Consider the following 17,018-nt stretch of genomic DNA (forward strand, 5'->3'; position numbering starts at 1 on the left):
ATTCGCTTGATAACTAATATGCCAGCGTTCTCAGCTGTTGTACAGGAAAAAGCGTAGCTTTTGGTCAAGTGCGCGACGGTCCGCGGCAGGCCCGCGACAGGCCGCCGGAAACCGTGCCGTCATTCGGGAATGTCGCGCTGGAGCAGGCCGTGGACGATGCCGGTCGAGCCGTGCGCGGCGCGGCGCAGGCGATCGTTGACGCCCATCCAGGCCGCGTCGCGCGGCGGCGCTTCGACCAGGATGACGTCGGCGCCGCAGTGGTCCATCGCGCGCAGCGAAGCGTACAGGGCATGGGCGAAGCCCTCCGGCTCGGCCGGCAGGCGCACCTCCGGTCCCTGGTGCGGCAGGCTGGAATAGTGGATCAGGGCGGCGCTGCGGCCCGCATCGCGCAGGCGCGCGAGCGTCTCGACCAATGTGGCGCTGTCCTGCATGGCGACCGGCGTGTGCGGCGCGTAATGCGATTCAAGCGTGCCCGAGGCGCGCGGCGCGGCGGCGTCCGGCGCGACCGGCAGCATGTCGATCACGGCGGCGATGGCCTCCGGGCTGATGTGGCCCGGACGCAGCAGCACCGGGCCGTGGGTGGCCAGGCGCGACATGTCGACGATGGTCGATTCGATGCCCACTTGCGACTGGCCGCCATCCAGCACCATGTCAACCGTGCCGTCCGCCCCGAATTCGTCGCGCACGTGCTGCGCCGTGGTCGGGCTGACGTTGCCGAACTTGTTGGCCGAGGGCGCGGCGACGCCGCCCTGCCCGCCCTTGAAGGCGCGCAGCAGCGCCAGCGCCACCGGATGCTGCGGGCTGCGCAGGCCGACCGTGTCCTGGCCGCCCGACACCGCATCCGGAATGCCCGGTGCGCGGCGCAGGATCATGGTCAGTGGCCCAGGCCAGAAGGCGGCGGCCAGCTGCTGCGCTTCCGGGGGAATGTCGGCGGCCCAATGAGCCAGGTCGCCCTCCGGCGCGATGTGGACGATGACAGGATGGTCCTGCGGCCGGCCCTTGGCGGCGTAGATCCTGGCCACGGCTTGCGGGTTCTCCGCATCGGCGCCCAGCCCGTACACGGTCTCGGTCGGGAACGCCACCAGCCGGCCCTGTTCCAGCGCGCGCGCGGCGGCGGCGATGGCGTCGTGGTCGATGTCCGGTGCGTCCATGGTCACAGGGCGATTCCCAGGATGGCGCAGGCCTCGCGCAGCTGTTCCTGCGCCTGCGCCAGCGTCGGCGCCACGAACGTGATGTGGCCCATCTTGCGGCCGCGGCGCGCCTCTTCCTTGCCATACAGGTGCAGGCAGGCGCCGGGCAGCGCCAGCACCTGTTCCCACGCCGGCTCGCGCGCCGTGTCGCTGCCGTCCTCGAACCACACGTCGCCCAGGATGTTGAGCATCACGGCCGGCGAGTGCTGGCGAACGTCGCCCAGCGGCAGGCGCGCCATCGCGCGGACCTGCTGCGCGAACTGGCTGCTGACGCAGGCGTCGATGGTGTAGTGCCCGCTGTTGTGCGGGCGCGGCGCCATCTCGTTGACCACCAGCGAGCCGTCTTCCAGCACGAAGAATTCGATGCACAGCACGCCCACGTAGCCGAGCTGCGCGACGATCGCGCGCGCCGCATCCTGCGCCCGCGCAGCGCACGCGGCCGACACGTTCGGTCCCGGCACGGTGGTGGTGAACAGGATGCCGTCGCGGTGGACGTTCTCGGCGATCGGGTACACCACCGATTCGCCGTCGTGCCCGCGCGCGGTCAGCACCGACACTTCGTAGGCCAGCGGCAGCATCTTCTCGAGCAGGCAGATCACGCCGCCCATCGCCGCAAACGCCGCGTGCACGTCGGCGCGCGAGGCCACGCGCACCTGCCCCTTGCCGTCGTAGCCCATGCGCACGGTCTTCAGGATCCCGGGCAGGAGCTCGTCAGGAATGGCATCGATGTCGGCGGCCGAGGCGATCACCTGGTGCGGCGCCGGCATCACGCCGGAGTGCTGCGCGCAGTCGACGAAGAAGCGCTTTTCCAGCACGCGGTCCTGCGCGATCGACACGCAGCTGGCCGACGGCGCGACGAACACGCGGTCGCCCAGCAGCGCGAGGCTGTTGGCCGGCACGTTCTCGAATTCGGTGGTGACGGCCACGCACTCGGCCGCCAGCGCGGCCAGTCCCGTGTCGTCGGTGTAGCCGGCCGCGATCAGCTGGTTGGCCGCCTGCCCTGCCGGGCTGTCGGTGGCCGGGTCCAGCACCGCGACCTTGTAGCCCATCGCCTGGGCGGCGTGCGCGAACATGCGGCCCAGCTGGCCGCCGCCCATCACGCCGAGCGTGGTGGGCGGAAGGAATGGAGGTTGCCTGGTCGTGCTCATACGGGAAGGGTCATCGCCTTGGCGGCTGCGGTCTGCTGTTTGCGGAAGTCCTCGAGGCGCGCGGCGAGCGCGTCGTCGGTGGTGGCGATCATCGCGATCGCGGCCAGCGCAGCGTTGGCCGCGCCCGCCTCGCCGATGGCGAAGGTCGATACCGGCACGCCCTTGGGCATCTGCACGATCGACAGCAGCGAATCCTCGCCGCGCAGGTAGCGCGACGGCACCGGCACGCCCAGCACCGGCACGATGGTCTTGGCGGCGATCATGCCCGGCAGGTGCGCGGCGCCGCCGGCGCCTGCGATGATGGCGCGCAGGCCGCGCGCACGGGCGCTTTCGGCATACGCGAACATCTCGTCGGGCATGCGGTGCGCGGACACCACCTGCGCCTCGTGCGGCACGCCGAATTCCCTGAGGATGGCGACCGCATGCTGCATCACGTCCCAGTCGGACGAGGAACCCATCACGATGCCGACAACCGGCTTCACATCTTCTGCCATGCTCATACCTTCAGCTTCTCGCCGGTCAGGCGTTCCAGGGCTTCGAGGTACTTGGCCTTGGTCTTGTCGATCACGTCGGCCGGCACCGGCGGTGCGGGCGGCGCCTTGTTCCAGTCCTTCAGCGTTTCGAGGTAGTCGCGCACGAACTGCTTGTCGTACGACGGCGGCGACATGCCGGTGGCATAGCTCTCCACCGGCCAGAAGCGCGAGGAATCGGGCGTCAGGATCTCGTCGATCAGGTACACCTTGCCGTCGGCATCCTGGCCGAATTCGAACTTGGTGTCGGCGATGATGATGCCGTGCTGCGCCGCGTACTCCGCCGCCGCCGAGTACAGCTTGATGGCGTAGTCGCGCACCGTTTTGGCCACGTCCGCGCCGACGATCTCCTGCGCCTGCTCGAACGAGATGTTCTCGTCGTGCGCGCCCACCGGCGCCTTGGTCGACGGCGTGAACAGCACTTCCGGCAGCTTTTCCGCTTCCTTCAGGCCGGCCGGCAGGTCGATGCCGCATACCTTGCCGGTCTTCTGGTAGTCCTTCCAGCCGGAGCCGATCAGGTAGCCGCGCACGATCGCCTCGATGCCGAGCGGCTTGAGCTTCTTCACCACCATCGCGCGGCCCTCGACCTGGTCGCGCTCTTCCGGCGCCACCACGTCGAGCGGGTCGATGCCGGTCTCGTGGTTCGGCATCAGGTCCGCGAATTTGCGGAACCAGAAATTCGACATCGCGGTCAGGATCTTGCCCTTGCCCGGGATCGGATCGTTCAGGATCACGTCGAAGGCGGACAGGCGGTCGGTCTGGATCACCAGCAGCTTGTCGTCGCCGACGGCGTAGATGTCACGCACTTTCCCGCGGTGCAGGAACGGAAGCGACTTGAGGTTTGTTTCGAGGATGCCAGCCATCTTTAGGATTCCCTGGAGTGTAAGTATTCATCGATGCCGGGCAACCAGCCCGGTCTGCTTTCAATATGGAGCTGGCGCGTCACCGCGCCTTCGTACGGCGTGTCGAAGGTGCCGAGCGTGACGCCGATCCGGTCCTGGTGCCCGTCCTGCTGCCACGTCAGGTTGGCGCCGCACACCTTGCAGAAGGTGCGCTCGACGTCCGGCGAGGAACGGTAGCGCGCCACGCTGTCTTCGCCGCGCGTGTAGCCGAAATCGCGGCTCGCGATGTTGGCGTAGGGCGCGAACGCGGCCCCGTGCTGCTTCTGGCACATATGGCACCAGCAATTGCTGGTGCCGCCGATCGCACTGCGGATTTCCCATCCGACCGCGCCGCACAGGCAACTGCCCTGGTATCGCGCCATGTCTAGCTTTCTAATGGTTCAGCCCGCCGGCGCATTGAGCGGAGGCGGGCTCTCTAAAGGCCGGGGACAGTCCCATAGGGACAGTCCCCTTCTTTGCTTATTTGACGATCTGGGCCAGTTCGCCTTTGCTGTAGCGCTCGGCCATCTTCTCCAGCGGGATCGGCTTGATCTTGTCGGCCATGCCTTCGCAGCCGAACTGCGAGAAGCGTTCCTTGCAGATCTTCATCGCCGCTTCGCGCGCCGGCTTGAGGAAGTCGCGCGGGTCGAACTTGGACGGGTTCTGGAACATGAACTGGCGCACCGCCGCCGTCATCGCCAGGCGGATGTCGGTGTCGATGTTGATCTTGCGAACGCCGTGGCGGATGCCTTCCTGGATCTCTTCGACCGGCACGCCGTAGGTTTCCTTCATGTCGCCGCCGAATTCGCGGATCACGGCCAGCAGGTCCTGCGGCACCGACGAGGAGCCGTGCATGACCAGGTGGGTGTTCGGGATGCGCGCGTGGATTTCCTTGATGCGGTCGATTGCCAGGATCTCGCCGGTCGGCTTGCGCGAGAACTTGTAGGCGCCGTGCGAGGTGCCGATGGCGATGGCCAGCGCGTCCACCTGGGTGCGCGCGACGAAGTCGGCAGCCTGGTCGACGTCGGTCAGCAGCTGTTCGCGGGTCATGGTGCCTTCCGCGCCGTGGCCGTCTTCCTTGTCGCCCTTCATGGTTTCCAGCGAACCGAGCACGCCCAGCTCACCTTCGACCGAGACGCCGATCGCGTGCGCGAACTTGACGGTCTCGCGCGTCACATCAACGTTGTAGTCGTAGGAAGCGACGGTCTTGCCGTCCAGTTGCAGCGAGCCGTCCATCATCACGGACGAGAAGCCCGAACGGATCGCGGCCATGCACACTGCCGGCGACTGGCCGTGGTCCTGGTGCATGACGACCGGGATGTGCGGATACGATTCCACCGCCGCGTCGATCAGGTGGCGCAGGAACGCTTCGCCGGCGTACTTGCGGGCGCCGGCCGACGCCTGCATGATCACCGGGCTGTTCAGGGAATCGGCGGCAGCCATGATGGCCTGCACCTGTTCCAGGTTGTTGACGTTAAAGGCTGGCAAGCCGTAGCCGTTTTCGGCGGCGTGGTCCAGCAGTTGACGCAAAGATACGAGTGCCATAGTAGTACTCCAAACAATAGAAATCTGTACGGCCCGCTAGCCGCTGTCGGGACTGTCCCTTTGGGACTGTCCCCGCCTTTTAGTCGAACTCGCCCACGCGCACAATCTTGAGCGCATTAGTGCTGCCCGCCTGCCCCATCGGCGACCCCCAGGTCACCACGATCATATCGCCCTTCTTGACGATACCCTGCTCCATCAGGAGTTCCTCGGCCTGCCTCAGCACGGCGTGGCTGCCGCCTTCCTGCTCCAGGTGGTAGGCGCGCACGTTGCGGTACAGCGAGGCCTTGCGCTGGGTCGTCACGGACGGGGTCAGCGCGAAGATCGGCGTATCGATGCTGTGGCGGCTCATCCACAGCGCGGTGGAGCCCGATTCGGTCAGCGCCACGATGGCCTTCACGCGCAGGTGGTGCGCGGTGAACAGCGCGCCGTAGGCGATCGACTGGTCGATGCGGGTGAACTGGATGTTCAGGAAGTCCGCGTCTAGCTTGTTGTATTCGGAATTCTCCGCTTCGGCGCAGATCGCGTTCATCATCTCGACCGTCTCGACCGGGTACTTGCCCGATGCCGTTTCGGCCGACGTCATCACCGCGTCGGTGCCGTCCAGCACCGCGTTGGCCACGTCCGAGACTTCGGCGCGGGTCGGCACGGCGTTGACGATCATCGACTCCATCATCTGGGTCGCGGTGATCGCCAGCTTGTTCTGCTCGCGCGCCATGCGGATCATGCGCTTTTGCAGCGCCGGCACGGCGGCGTTGCCCACTTCGACCGCCAGGTCGCCGCGCGCCACCATGATGCCGTCCGACGCATCGAGGATCTCCTGCAGCGCAGGGATCGCTTCGGCGCGCTCGATCTTGGCGATCATCAGCGGCTTGTGCCCGTACGGCTCGCCGGCGATATTGGCCAGCTGGCGCGCCATTTCCATGTCGGTCGCGCTCTTCGGGAACGAGATCGCGAGGTAGTCGCACTGGAAGCTCATCGCGGTCTTGATGTCTTCCATGTCCTTGGCGGTCAGCGCCGGTGCGGTCAGGCCGCCGCCCTGGCGGTTGATGCCCTTGTTGTTGGACAGCTCGCCGCCCACCTTGACGGTGGTGTGCACTTCGTCGCCCACGACCTTGTCCACGATCAGCACGATCAGGCCGTCGTTCAGCAAGAGCTTGTCGCCGGGACGCACGTCGCGCGGCAGCGCCTTGTAGTCCAGGCCCACACGTTCGATGTTGCCCAGCTCGCCTTTTTCGCCCCAGCGCGCGTCCAGGATGAACTTGGCGCCCGGCACCAGCTCGACGCGGCCTTCCTCGAACTTGCCGACGCGGATCTTCGGACCCTGCATGTCGGCCATGATCGCCACTTCGCGGCCGCACTCGGCGGCGGCGCGGCGCACCAGGTTGGCGCGGTCGATGTGGTCCTGCGCGCGGCCATGCGAGAAGTTCAGGCGCACCACGTCCACGCCCGCGCGGATCATGTTAACGAGGGTATCGAAGTCGGTGGATGCCGGTCCGATGGTTGCAACGATCTTGGTGCCTCGGTACATAGTTCTCCCTGGAGAAAGTAAAAAGCGCAGCAAGGTGCTGCGCTGTTGGTCCGCTGTCGGTCAGGCGCTGCGCTGCAGCAGGATATCCACCGCAGGCAGCGTTTTCCCTTCGAGGAACTCGAGGAAGGCGCCGCCGCCCGTGGAGATATAGCCGATCCGGTCCGCGATGTCGTACTTGGCAATGGCCGCCAGCGTATCGCCGCCGCCGGCGATCGAGAACGCCTTCGATCCGGCGATCGCGTTCGCGAGCGTCCTGGTGCCTTCGGCGAACTGGTCGAACTCGAACACGCCGACCGGGCCGTTCCAGACGATGGTGCCGGCCGCGGCGATCTGCTGCGCCAGCATGGCCGCCGTCTTCGGGCCGATATCGAGGATCATGTCGTCGTCCTGCACGTCGGCCACGTCCTTGACGGTGGCTGCCGCGTTTGGCGAGAACTCCTTGGCGCACACCACGTCCACCGGGATCGGGACCTGGGCGCCGCGCCGGGCCATCATGTCGATGATGGCCTTCGCTTCGTCCAGCAGGTCCGGCTCGGCCAGCGACTTGCCGATGTTCAGGCCGGCGGCCTTCATGAAGGTGTTGGCGATGCCGCCGCCGACGATCAGGTTATCCACCTTGTCGGCCAGCGACTTCAGGATCGACAGCTTGGTCGAGACCTTGGAGCCGGCCACGATGGCCAGCATCGGACGTGCCGGCGCGCCCAGCGCCTTGCCCAGTGCATCGAGTTCGGCCGCCAGCAGCGGGCCGGCGCACACCACCGGTGCGAACTTGGCGATGCCATGGGTGGTCGCTTCGGCGCGGTGCGCGGTGCCGAAGGCGTCGTTGACGTAGATGTCGCACAGCTTGGCCATCTTCTGCGCCAGCTCGTCGCTGTTCTTCTTTTCACCCTTGTTCACGCGGCAGTTTTCCAGCAACACCACCTGACCCGGCTGCACGTCCACGCCGTCCACCCAGTTCTGGCGCAGCGGCACGTCCATGCCCAGCAGTTCGGACAGGCGCTTGCCGACAGGGGCGAGCGAGTCTTCCGGCTTGAATTCGCCTTCGGTAGGACGGCCCAGGTGCGAGGTGACCATGACTGCGGCGCCGGCATCGAGCGCGGCGCGGATCGCCGGCACCGAGGCGCGGATGCGGGTGTCTTCGGTGATGTTGCCGTTGTCGTCTTGCGGCACGTTCAGGTCGGCGCGGATGAAGACGCGCTTGCCCTTGAGGGCGCCCTGGTCGATCAGGTCTTGCAGTCGCTTGAAATTGAGCACACCTTGCATGGCTATCCAGATGTCGAATGAAAGAAAAGATCGTTATTTTAACGCATTGACATGCCTATCCGGCCACTCCGAACACCTGCGTCACACGCAGCACGGTAAATACGAGCATGCCGAAGATAATCGTATGGAGCATGTTCCGGCGCAGCAGGTAGAAGGCGATCGACGCGATCCCGGCCAGCAGCTTGGGGTTGGCCAGCGAAATATTCAGCTCGCCGCCGGGGCCGAACGCGATGTCCGGGGCGACGATGGCCGCAAGCGCGCAGGCCGGCGCAAAGCGCAGCATCTCCTGGATGCGCGGCGGGATGGTGATGTGGTGGCCGACCAGCCAGAACGAACTGCGGGTCAGCGCGGTGGCGGCGACCAGCGCGGCGATGGTGATCCAGATTTCCAGGTCGCTCATTTCTTCACCTTTGCGAATGTCTCCTCGACGATCATGGCGCTGACCATGCCAGCGAACACGGCGGCCAGCAGGCCCAGCTTGTAGGGCATTGTATTCAGCAGGACCGCGGTGACGCCCGCGACCGCCACGCCCACCGCCGCCGCGCGGCCGGCCGTCAGCGGCACCATGATGCAGATGATCGCCAGGGTGCCGGCAAAGCCCAGGCCCCACTCCGGCGGCACCGCGCTGCCCAGGAAGATGCCGGCAATCGAGCCCACCTGCCAGGCCGCCCAGTTGGGGTACAGCAAGCCCTTGAGGTAGGAAAGCTTGCCCGGCTCCCAAGTCTCGCTCGGATAGCGGCGCAGGAACAGCGCGACCGTCATGTCGCCCGCCACGTAGCCGAGCGCGAAGCGCTGGCGCCAGGGCAGGTGCGAGAAATGCGGCGCCAGCAGCGCAGAAAAGATGACAAAACGTAAATTCACGACAACGGCCGTGAGGAAAATCACCCAGACCGGTGCGTTGGCGATGATCAGGGGCAGCGAGGCCAGCTGGGCCGATCCGGCGAAGACCAGCAGCGTCATCGCCAGCGCCTGCGGCACCGTCAGGCCCGTTTTCACCATCGCGATGCCCACCACCAGGCCCCAGGCGCCGATGCCGAACAGGGTCGGAATGCCTTCCTTCAGGCCTTCGCGCCAGCTTGCCTCTTCTTGGTCGGGGTGGGAAACAGCGCTTGAATCGGTGTGCGGGGGCATGAAGCGGGGGGTGTACTGCCGGGATTTTGATCAGACCACTATTCTACAGAGCATTTCGGCAATATGCGTGAATCCGATAGAATCGTGGTTTTCAATACACGGGCCGCTTTGCCCAACCCGACGGAGAACACATGACTTCCAAGACGCCCAACGTGGTCGAACTCAAGGCCAAGGACCTGCCAGCCTACTGCCCTAACCCGGCGATGCCGCTGTGGTCCTCGCACCCGCGCGTGTTTTTGGATTTCGGCCACGACAACCTCGCCAAGTGCCCGTACTGCGGCACCGAGTACAAGCTGGCCGAAGGCGAAGTGGCCAGCCACCACTAAGCGTAGTCGTCCCAGCGAAGGCCGGGACCCATACTGAGTGAGCGACCCGGTTGCCCCTGCAACTCCGGCGCCTCAGCATGGATCAGCGCCTGCGCGGGGATGACGCAGCGGTCTCCATGAAATACACAGCCCCGCTGTGGCTGCCCAGCGGCCACCTGCAGACCATCTACCCTGCCACTTGCATCCGCAAGCCGGCGGTCGCGTTCCGCCGCGAGCGCTGGCAGTCGCCGGACGGCGACTTCGTCGATGTCGACTTTGTCGACGGCAACCCGGGCATGCCGATGGTGGTGCTGTTCCATGGCCTGGAAGGCTCGTCCAACAGCCACTACGCGCGCTCGCTGATGTCCGCCGTCGCCGCGCGCGGCTGGTCGGGAGCGGTGCCGCACTTCCGCGGCTGCTCCGGCGAACCGAATTTGGCGCCGCGCTTCTACCATTCCGGCGACGCGCAGGAAGTGGACTGGATCGTGCGCCGCCTGCGCCAGCGCGCGCACGGCGAACTGTTCGCGGCCGGCGTGTCCCTGGGCGGCAATGCGCTGCTGCGCTGGCTCGGCGAGTCGCAGCACGCGGCGGAAATCGTCGACGCCGCGGTCTCGGTGTCCGCGCCGATGGACCTGGCGCGCGGCGGCCAGTCGCTATCCTCGGGCATCAACATGATCTACACGCGCATGTTCCTGCGCACCCTGATTCCCAAGTCGCTGGCCAAGCTGGAGCAGTTCCCCGGCCTGTTCGACCGCGCCACCCTGCTTGGCGCGCGCGACCTGTACGCATTCGATAACGTGGTGACCGCGCCGCTGCACGGCTACCGCGACACCGACGACTACTGGGACCGCGCCAGCGCCAAGCACGTCCTGTGCGACATCACGGTGCCGACGCTGGTGCTCAACGCACGCAACGATCCCTTCCTGCCGGGCGCCTACCTGCCGCGCAAAGCCTCGCCGCACGTGCAGCTGGAGTATCCCGCGACAGGCGGCCACGTCGGCTTCGCGGTCGGTGCGCCGCCGGGCCGGATCGACTGGCTGCCGCGCCGCATCCTGCACTTCTTCGACGGCGAACCTGAGCTTGCGCGCGACGGCACGCCGCGCATTGTGACAAGCTAGCCCTATGGACGATATCGTCAGGCAGGCCATGGCCAAGTGGCCGAACGTACCGCATTGTTATGGATGGCTTGCGCTCGACGCGCGCGGCGCCTGGCGCATGCGCGACGAGCGCGCGCAGCATCTCGGCCTGCCGGGAGACAAGCTGGCGAACGCCGCGCTGGTCGGCTTCATCAACCGGAACTACGCGCGCGACGAGCGCGGATGCTGGTACTTCCAGAACGGTCCGCAGCGTGTGTACCTGCAGCTCGAAACGACGCCGTTCGTGGCGCGCACCGATCCGGCCAGCGGCCTGGTACTGCATACGGGCGAACCGGTCGCGCAGGTCGACGAAGCGTTCATGACGCCTTCCGGCGCGTTGATCGTGCGCAGCGCAGACAAGCCGGCACAGGTGGATGACCGCGACATGGCGCAGCTGACAGCATGGCTGCTGCTCGATGGGGAACCGGTATCGGATGACGCGCTGCTCGCGTGGATGGAAGCGCCAGAAGGCCAGCTGACCCTGCGCTACGGGGGCCGCGACATCGCCGTGCAGCCACTCGCCGAGGATGAAGTCGCATCGCGCCTGGACTTCATCCGCACGCCTTCCCCCTAGCCCCGCGCCCCACCGTCATCGCCGCAAACGCGGGGACGACGGTTATTCGTCTTCTTTTTCCTTCAGCGCTTCGCGGCGGCGCGCCTGCAGCTCGCGTTCGCGCGCATCGATGATGGCCATGTCGTAGAACGAGGCATCCTTGGCCTTGCGCGCCAGTGCCAGCTGGTCCAGCGCGCCCATCACCCCGCCCGACAGCGCATACGATTCGGCCAGCGACAAGTGCTGCAGCGCCACCTTGCCTTGCGCTGCGTAGGTCTTCGCCAGCAGCTCGTGCAGCTTCGGCTCTTCCCGGTACTGCTGCACCTGCTCGCGCAGGAAGCGCGCCGCTTCCTCCAGCTTGCCGTTGACGATCATCGCATCGGCGTACTGGCGTGCGATGCCACGCGACAGCGGGTAGCGCGCGTGCGCCTGCTCCGCTTCCTTCAGACCCTGCAGCATCACTTCCTTGCTCTGTTTTGGCGCCAGCTTGATGTCGAGCGCGAGGCTGGTGAGGATCGCCTCGCCGTCGCCCATCACCGGCGGCGTGGTCGAAAACACGCCGCGCTGGGCGCGCGGCATCACGCCGGTGCGCGCCTTGTCGAGCCACTCCTGCGCTTGCGCTAGCTGGCCGCGCCGCAGCGCGATCACCGCCAGGCCGTACTGTGCTGCTGCCTGCTGGATGCGCGTGCCAGTGGCCAACTGGTCCTTGAACGCGATCTCGGTGGTGCCGGTGCCGCCCGAGGTCTCGTCCTGCAGCACGCGGGCGCGGGCGCGCACGAGGTGGAAGTCCATGCTGTCCGCGCGCTCGCGCTTGGGCGCTTCGCGAATACGCGCCTGGATATCGGCGATGCGCTCGCTGGTCAGCGGGTGCGTGCGCAGGTAGGCCGGCATCGAGTCCGAGTACATGCGCGAAGCCGTCTGCATGCGGCCGAAGAACGCCACCATGCCGGAGGTATCGAAGCCCGCGTTGCCCATGATCTGGAAGCCGACGCGGTCGGCCTCGCGCTCGGCCTCGCGGGAGAAGTCCAGCTGCTTCTGGATCGCCAAGCCCTGCCCGCCCAGCAGCACGCCCATCGCCGCATCGGGGCTCGACTTGGCGGCCAGGCCGGCCAGCACCATGGCGGCCAGCGGGATCAGCGCGGATTCGCTTTGCTTGCCGATCTGGCGCGCGATGTGGCGCTGGGTGACGTGGCCGATCTCGTGCGACATGACCGACGCCAGCTCGCTTTCGGATTGCGCCGCGATCATCAGGCCCGAGTGGACGCCGATAAAACCGCCCGGCATCGCGAACGCGTTGAGCATCGGATCGCGCACGGCAAAGAAGAAGAAATCGGAAGTCATCTCACCGCGGCCGCCCGGCACGGCGGCGAGCAGCGTGGCGCCGAAGTTGTTCAGGTATTCCAGGATGGGCGCGTCGTCGAGGTAGTCCTTGTTGCGCCGGATATCGTGCATGACCTCCTCGCCGATCTTGCGCTCGAGGACGGGCGACAGGTCGGCGCGGGCGGTGTCGCCCAGTACCGGGAGATTTGATTGCGCGGTCTGGCCGTGCACCGCCGTGAGCGGCAGGAGCGTGACGATGCCAATGGCTGCGAGTGCACGCCGCATGCGAAGCCCTGCGGGTGGCGCCGGGAGGACGAGTTTCGGTTTCACGAGACTATAATAACCGCAACCGGACGCCGGGGCACAACCGGCCCTGCCCTGAAACACATTGTTACCTCTGCCATGACCGAACAGCCAGACACCCTTACCCACTTCGACGCTGCAGGCCAGGCGCACATGGTCGACGTGGGCGCGAAAGCGGACACGCACCGGGTCGCGGTTGCGCGCGGCACCATCCGCATGAAGCCGGAGACGCTGGAACTTGTGCGGTCCGGGACGGCGAAAAAAGGCGACGTGCTGGGCGTGGCGCGCATCGCGGCGATCATGGGCGCCAAGCGCACCAGCGACCTGGTGCCGCTATGCCATCCGCTGGCGATCACGCGGGTCGCCGTCGATTTCGAAATCGATGAGGCGAACAGCAGCGTGCACTGCCGCGCGCAGGTTGAAACGCTGGGCAAGACCGGTGTGGAGATGGAGGCGCTGACCGCCGTGCAGGTGGGCCTGCTGACCGTCTACGACATGTGCAAGGCAGTCGACCGCGGCATGGTGATGACCAACGTGCATGTGCAGGAAAAGCACGGCGGCAAATCGGGCGACTGGACCGCCGCGCTGTAAGTCACGTCTGCGACGATTCCAACATTAGGGACAATCGATGAAGTGCTTTACTCACACCGCTAGCAGTGCTCATGGAATCTGTCGTGTCTGTGGCCGCGGCGTTTGCGCCGAATGCTCCATTGACCTCGGCCATAGTCTTGCGTGTCGCGGCAAACACGAAGAAGCGGCAGAGTCGCTCCACGCCATGACCCAGCGTAGCAAGAAACTGTTGAAGGTAACGAGCAAGTCGATTTATGTCGCTCCGCTGTTCTATCTGATCGTGGGAGCAGTATTCCTGGCAGAGGGCCTCGGGGAAGAAGATCAATCGAACTTTGCCACGATAACTGGCGCCGCGATCGGTATCTTCGGCCTGGCGGTCCTCTGGATTAATCTTCGCGCGTTTCGCGGCCAGCTGTCGAGCCGTTCATGATACATCGCAGCAAACGCCGCCCATCAGGCCGGCCGCCTCATCCCAGCGTGGGCGGGATGAGGCACCGGACAGATCAGCCGCCCTGCCCCTGATCCTGCTGCGGCGCTTCCGTGTTGTTGCGGGTGATGGCGTCGATGGCGGATTCGTTGGTGACCGTGGTGGAGTTGAACCACTTGATGTTGGATTCGGTCAGCTCGGGCGTCATGGTGATGGTCAGCCCCTCCACGCCTTCGCCGGTGCCTTCGGCCAGCGTCACCGTAATTTCTGCATCCGTCACTTCGGCGCTTTCGACTTCCTTGGTCGGAGTGAAGGCGGAGATGCCGTTGCTGCCCTGGTCGCACTCGTCAGGAACGCCGCCCGCTTGCAGCAGGCAGGAGCTCACCTGGATCTTCAGCGACTGGACCGAGTGCATGGCGTTGCCAACCTTCGCCTTGATGGTGTAGCCCTGATATGCGGGGACGGCAACGGCGGCAAGCACGCCGATGATGGCGACGACGATCATCAGTTCGATCAGGGTAAAGCCGCGTTGGAATTGGGTTTGCTTGTTCATGGTTGGTCTCTCAGTCAGCCTCGGGCAGGACAGTACTCACTATGCAAGTGTTATGCCAGCAAAACATGAACGGGTGTGAAGATGCGACAACGGTCGGCGGCCTGGCGAAGGCCGGTGCGAACCGACGGGAAAAGAAAAAGCCAGGCACTAGCCTGGCTTTTTTTGCTTGCGAGCACCACTGAAGGGCGCTGCGGGGTTCTGCCGATTAGCCTGCGGCCGGCGCTTCTGCTGCTGGGGTGACGTTGGTCTTCTCGATTGCTTCTTTAGCTGCTTCGTGGGTGATGTTGGTTGCGTCGTGTTCCCAGATGACGGTCGACTCGTTCGGTGCCGGGGTCATGGTGAACGACAGGCCATCCACGCCTTCAGCGATGCCGGTGTCCGGGAAGGTCACGGTGATGACGCCGTCAGCAACTTCAGCCGAAGCGACTTCCTTGGTTGCGGTGAAGGCTGGGACGCCGTTCGAGCCGGTGTCGCAGTTGTCCAGGGCGCCGCCGTTTTCTTGTGCGCACAGGCCGACAGCCGTCTTGATTGCCGAAACAGCCGACAGGGCGTTAGCGACTTTCGCCTTCACGGTGTAGTTCTGGTACGCAGGGATTGCCACTGCTGCCAGGATGCCGATGATCGCAACAACGATCATCAGTTCGATCAGCGTGAAGCCAGCTTGTGCTTTCTTAACCATTTTCATCGATTTCATTCTATTTCTCCTTCAGTGGGGTTATGTTTTCTGCGTGGCTTATCGCCGCACATCCATATGAGCAAGCGCCGTGCCAGCCCGAAATCGCCGTATTTTGGTATGAAACTGACAATAAATGGCGGTGAAGGAACAGGTTTTGTCATGCAACCTGACAAAATTTGTCAGGAATGGTCGCGAATTGTCAGGACGCGACACTAAATGACATGGTGGTGCCGGCCAGGTCGATCAGGTCGCCGTTGGCCAGAGGATGCGGGTCCCTGCCGGCTTGCTTGCCGTTGACGATCGGCAGCGTGCCGCCCTCCACGTGCGTGAGCGTGTAGCCGGAACCGACCCGGGCGATGACCACGACCAGCACGCCCGGGCTGCCGAGGGTGGTCAGCGGCTTGGTCAAATTCAGCTTGCGGCCTGCGTTGGCGCCGGAGCGCACTTCGATCGAAGCAGTGGGAGCCGGAACTTCGTGTGGCGTACTGACGGGCTGGTTTGGCGCCGCGGGCGGCACTGGCGCGGCCGGCGCGGCGGCCGGCGCCGGGTGGGCGGCGGCGGCAGGTGCGGTCAGGCCCGCGACGAAGTCGAGGTGGCAGGCTGCCAGGATGGCGTGCCCGCGGTCGGACAGCTTGTGACGCTCGATCCGCTTGCCATTGACGAAGGTGCCGTTGGTGCTGCCGAGGTCCTCCAGCAGCGCATGGTCGCCCAGCAGGGTGATGCTGGCGTGGCGGGAGCTTACCGTGGGGTGGCTCAGCACGATGTCGTTGTGCGGGTGGCGGCCGATGGTCATGCGGTCGGTGCCCAGCTCGACTTCGCGGATCGGTTGCCCTTCGCAGGAGATGATGATTTTAGCCACGGTGCGGGACGTTTCGGGTTGGCGACAATGTCTTCGGACTTGAACAGTATGCGATGGCCGCAACGGGGAGCACGAGATTGCTCAAAAAAAATGAGGAGCCAAGGCTCCTCATCATTATTACCAGCTTTTTGGCTTTCGGCTAGAAGGATGCGTTGGCATCCTGCCAGCTGGAGAGCCGGGACGGATCCGTTAGGAACCGTCCCCCTTCCTTACTATTACAGCATCGCCTTCAGCAGACGCGCCATTTCGGATGGGTTTTTGGTGACGGTGATGCCGCACGCTTCCATGATTTCCAGCTTGGCTTGCGCGGTGTCGGCGCCGCCCGAGATCAGCGCGCCGGCGTGGCCCATGCGCTTGCCCGGAGGAGCGGTGACGCCAGCGATGAAGCCGACCACTGGCTTCTTCATGTTGTCCTTGATCCAGTAGGCTGCGTTGGCTTCGTCAGGACCGCCGATTTCGCCGATCATGATGACCGCGTCGGTATCAGGATCGTCGTTGAACATCTTCATGATGTCGATGTGCTTGAGGCCGTTGATCGGGTCGCCGCCGATGCCGACTGCCGACGACTGGCCGAGGCCCAGTGCGGTCAGCTGCGCCACTGCTTCGTACGTCAGGGTGCCGGAACGCGACACGACGCCGATGCGGCCCTTGCGGTGGATGTGACCTGGCATGATGCCGATCTTGATCTCGTCCGGGGTGATCAGGCCTGGGCAGTTCGGGCCCAGCAGCAGGGTCTTGGAACCGGCCTTGGCCATGCGGTCTTTCACGACCATCATGTCGCGGACAGGGATGCCTTCGGTGATGCAGATCGCCAGGTCCATCTCGGCTTCCACCGCTTCCCAGATCGCGTCGGCCGCGCCTGCTGGCGGGACGTAGATCACGGACACGTTGGCGCCGGTTTCCTTCTTGGCTTCAGCGACGTTCGCGAAAATTGGAATGCCTTCGAAATCTTCGCCGGCCTTCTTCGGGTTCACGCCTGCGACGAAGGCTTCTTTGCCGTTCGCGTATTCGCGGCACATGCGGGTATGGAACTGACCGGTCTTGCCGGTGATACCCTGGGTGACTACTTTGGTGTCTTTGTTAATCAGAATCGACATGTT

The 17,018-nt window shown here is 65.3% G+C and carries 20 protein-coding genes; 5 read left to right on the forward strand and 15 right to left on the reverse strand.

What is annotated here, in order from left to right:
• Positions 1-119: 119 nt before the first annotated feature.
• The 10 genes from ACFSQR_RS10695 to ACFSQR_RS10740 form a co-directional block, all read right to left on the reverse strand.
• Positions 120-1,151, reverse strand: a complete 1,032-nt coding sequence (locus tag ACFSQR_RS10695; protein WP_377729751.1) for an L-threonylcarbamoyladenylate synthase — start codon at positions 1,149-1,151, stop codon at positions 120-122.
• A gap of 2 nt (positions 1,152-1,153) precedes the next feature.
• The gene (locus ACFSQR_RS10700) at positions 1,154-2,338 is read right to left on the reverse strand and encodes a 5-(carboxyamino)imidazole ribonucleotide synthase (RefSeq protein WP_377729752.1); all 1,185 of its coding nucleotides are present in this window, start codon (positions 2,336-2,338) and stop codon (positions 1,154-1,156) included.
• Positions 2,335-2,832, reverse strand: a complete 498-nt coding sequence (gene purE, locus ACFSQR_RS10705) for a 5-(carboxyamino)imidazole ribonucleotide mutase (RefSeq protein ID WP_377729753.1) — start codon at positions 2,830-2,832, stop codon at positions 2,335-2,337. The genes ACFSQR_RS10700 and purE overlap by 4 nt, the downstream gene beginning before the upstream one ends.
• Positions 2,833-2,834: 2 nt before the next feature.
• Positions 2,835-3,731, reverse strand: a complete 897-nt coding sequence (locus ACFSQR_RS10710) for a phosphoribosylaminoimidazolesuccinocarboxamide synthase (RefSeq protein WP_377729754.1) — start codon at positions 3,729-3,731, stop codon at positions 2,835-2,837.
• Between the two features lie 2 nt (positions 3,732-3,733).
• Complete coding sequence (locus ACFSQR_RS10715) at positions 3,734-4,132, reverse strand: GFA family protein (RefSeq protein ID WP_377729755.1); 399 nt, start codon at positions 4,130-4,132, stop codon at positions 3,734-3,736.
• 97 nt (positions 4,133-4,229) lie between these two features.
• Complete coding sequence (gene fba, locus ACFSQR_RS10720) at positions 4,230-5,294, reverse strand: class II fructose-bisphosphate aldolase (protein WP_377729756.1); 1,065 nt, start codon at positions 5,292-5,294, stop codon at positions 4,230-4,232.
• 79 nt (positions 5,295-5,373) lie between these two features.
• Positions 5,374-6,822 carry a pyruvate kinase gene (pyk, locus tag ACFSQR_RS10725; protein ID WP_377729757.1) on the reverse strand — a complete coding sequence of 483 codons (1,449 nt, stop codon included), beginning with the start codon at positions 6,820-6,822 and terminating at the stop codon, positions 5,374-5,376.
• A gap of 60 nt (positions 6,823-6,882) precedes the next feature.
• Complete coding sequence (locus ACFSQR_RS10730; RefSeq protein ID WP_377729758.1) at positions 6,883-8,085, reverse strand: phosphoglycerate kinase; 1,203 nt, start codon at positions 8,083-8,085, stop codon at positions 6,883-6,885.
• A 55-nt stretch (positions 8,086-8,140) separates the two neighbouring features.
• A complete protein-coding gene (locus ACFSQR_RS10735) occupies positions 8,141-8,485 on the reverse strand; it encodes an AzlD domain-containing protein (RefSeq protein ID WP_377729759.1) in 345 nt (114 codons plus the stop codon).
• Positions 8,482-9,216, reverse strand: a complete 735-nt coding sequence (locus tag ACFSQR_RS10740) for an AzlC family ABC transporter permease (protein ID WP_377729760.1) — start codon at positions 9,214-9,216, stop codon at positions 8,482-8,484. Before ACFSQR_RS10740 ends, ACFSQR_RS10735 begins: the two co-directional genes overlap by 4 nt.
• A gap of 131 nt (positions 9,217-9,347) precedes the next feature.
• Here ACFSQR_RS10740 and ACFSQR_RS10745 point away from each other — a divergent pair, with 131 nt between their 5' ends.
• From ACFSQR_RS10745 to ACFSQR_RS10755, 3 genes are all read left to right on the forward strand, one after another.
• On the forward strand, positions 9,348-9,542 hold the full coding sequence (locus ACFSQR_RS10745) for a zinc-finger domain-containing protein (protein ID WP_377729761.1): 195 nt from the start codon (positions 9,348-9,350) through the stop codon (positions 9,540-9,542).
• Between the two features lie 116 nt (positions 9,543-9,658).
• Complete coding sequence (locus ACFSQR_RS10750) at positions 9,659-10,639, forward strand: YheT family hydrolase (protein ID WP_377729762.1); 981 nt, start codon at positions 9,659-9,661, stop codon at positions 10,637-10,639.
• A gap of 4 nt (positions 10,640-10,643) precedes the next feature.
• On the forward strand, positions 10,644-11,231 hold the full coding sequence (locus tag ACFSQR_RS10755; protein WP_377729763.1) for a DUF2946 family protein: 588 nt from the start codon (positions 10,644-10,646) through the stop codon (positions 11,229-11,231).
• 42 nt (positions 11,232-11,273) lie between these two features.
• On the opposite strand, the gene ACFSQR_RS10760 is transcribed toward ACFSQR_RS10755, so the two are convergent.
• Positions 11,274-12,815 carry a M48 family metalloprotease gene (locus ACFSQR_RS10760; protein WP_377729764.1) on the reverse strand — a complete coding sequence of 514 codons (1,542 nt, stop codon included), beginning with the start codon at positions 12,813-12,815 and terminating at the stop codon, positions 11,274-11,276.
• Between the two features lie 117 nt (positions 12,816-12,932).
• Between ACFSQR_RS10760 and moaC the strand changes: the two genes are divergently transcribed.
• Together moaC and ACFSQR_RS10770 are read left to right on the forward strand one after the other, a co-directional pair.
• Positions 12,933-13,424: a cyclic pyranopterin monophosphate synthase MoaC gene (gene moaC / locus ACFSQR_RS10765; protein ID WP_377729765.1), complete on the forward strand. Its 492-nt coding sequence runs from the start codon at positions 12,933-12,935 to the stop codon at positions 13,422-13,424.
• A 184-nt stretch (positions 13,425-13,608) separates the two neighbouring features.
• Entirely contained in the window at positions 13,609-13,833 is a 225-nt protein-coding gene (locus tag ACFSQR_RS10770) for a hypothetical protein (protein ID WP_377729767.1), read from the forward strand.
• Between the two features lie 73 nt (positions 13,834-13,906).
• Here the strand turns inward: ACFSQR_RS10770 and ACFSQR_RS10775 are convergent, their stop codons facing one another.
• From ACFSQR_RS10775 to sucD, 4 genes are all read right to left on the reverse strand, one after another.
• Positions 13,907-14,383 (reverse strand): pilin, encoded by a 477-nt coding sequence (locus ACFSQR_RS10775; RefSeq protein WP_377729768.1) that lies wholly within the window; start codon positions 14,381-14,383, stop codon positions 13,907-13,909.
• Positions 14,384-14,588: 205 nt separating this feature from the next.
• Positions 14,589-15,077 carry a pilin gene (locus ACFSQR_RS10780; RefSeq protein WP_377729769.1) on the reverse strand — a complete coding sequence of 163 codons (489 nt, stop codon included), beginning with the start codon at positions 15,075-15,077 and terminating at the stop codon, positions 14,589-14,591.
• Between the two features lie 181 nt (positions 15,078-15,258).
• Positions 15,259-15,918, reverse strand: coding sequence for an FHA domain-containing protein (locus tag ACFSQR_RS10785; protein ID WP_377729770.1), 660 nt, complete (start codon positions 15,916-15,918; stop codon positions 15,259-15,261).
• Positions 15,919-16,133: 215 nt separating this feature from the next.
• Positions 16,134-17,015: a succinate--CoA ligase subunit alpha gene (gene sucD, locus ACFSQR_RS10790; RefSeq protein ID WP_377729771.1), complete on the reverse strand. Its 882-nt coding sequence runs from the start codon at positions 17,013-17,015 to the stop codon at positions 16,134-16,136.
• Positions 17,016-17,018 lie beyond the last annotated feature (3 nt).

It is taken from the genome of Pseudoduganella sp. GCM10020061, from assembly GCF_042683405.1.
In the GTDB taxonomy this organism is placed as follows: Bacteria; Pseudomonadota; Gammaproteobacteria; order Burkholderiales; family Burkholderiaceae_D; genus Telluria.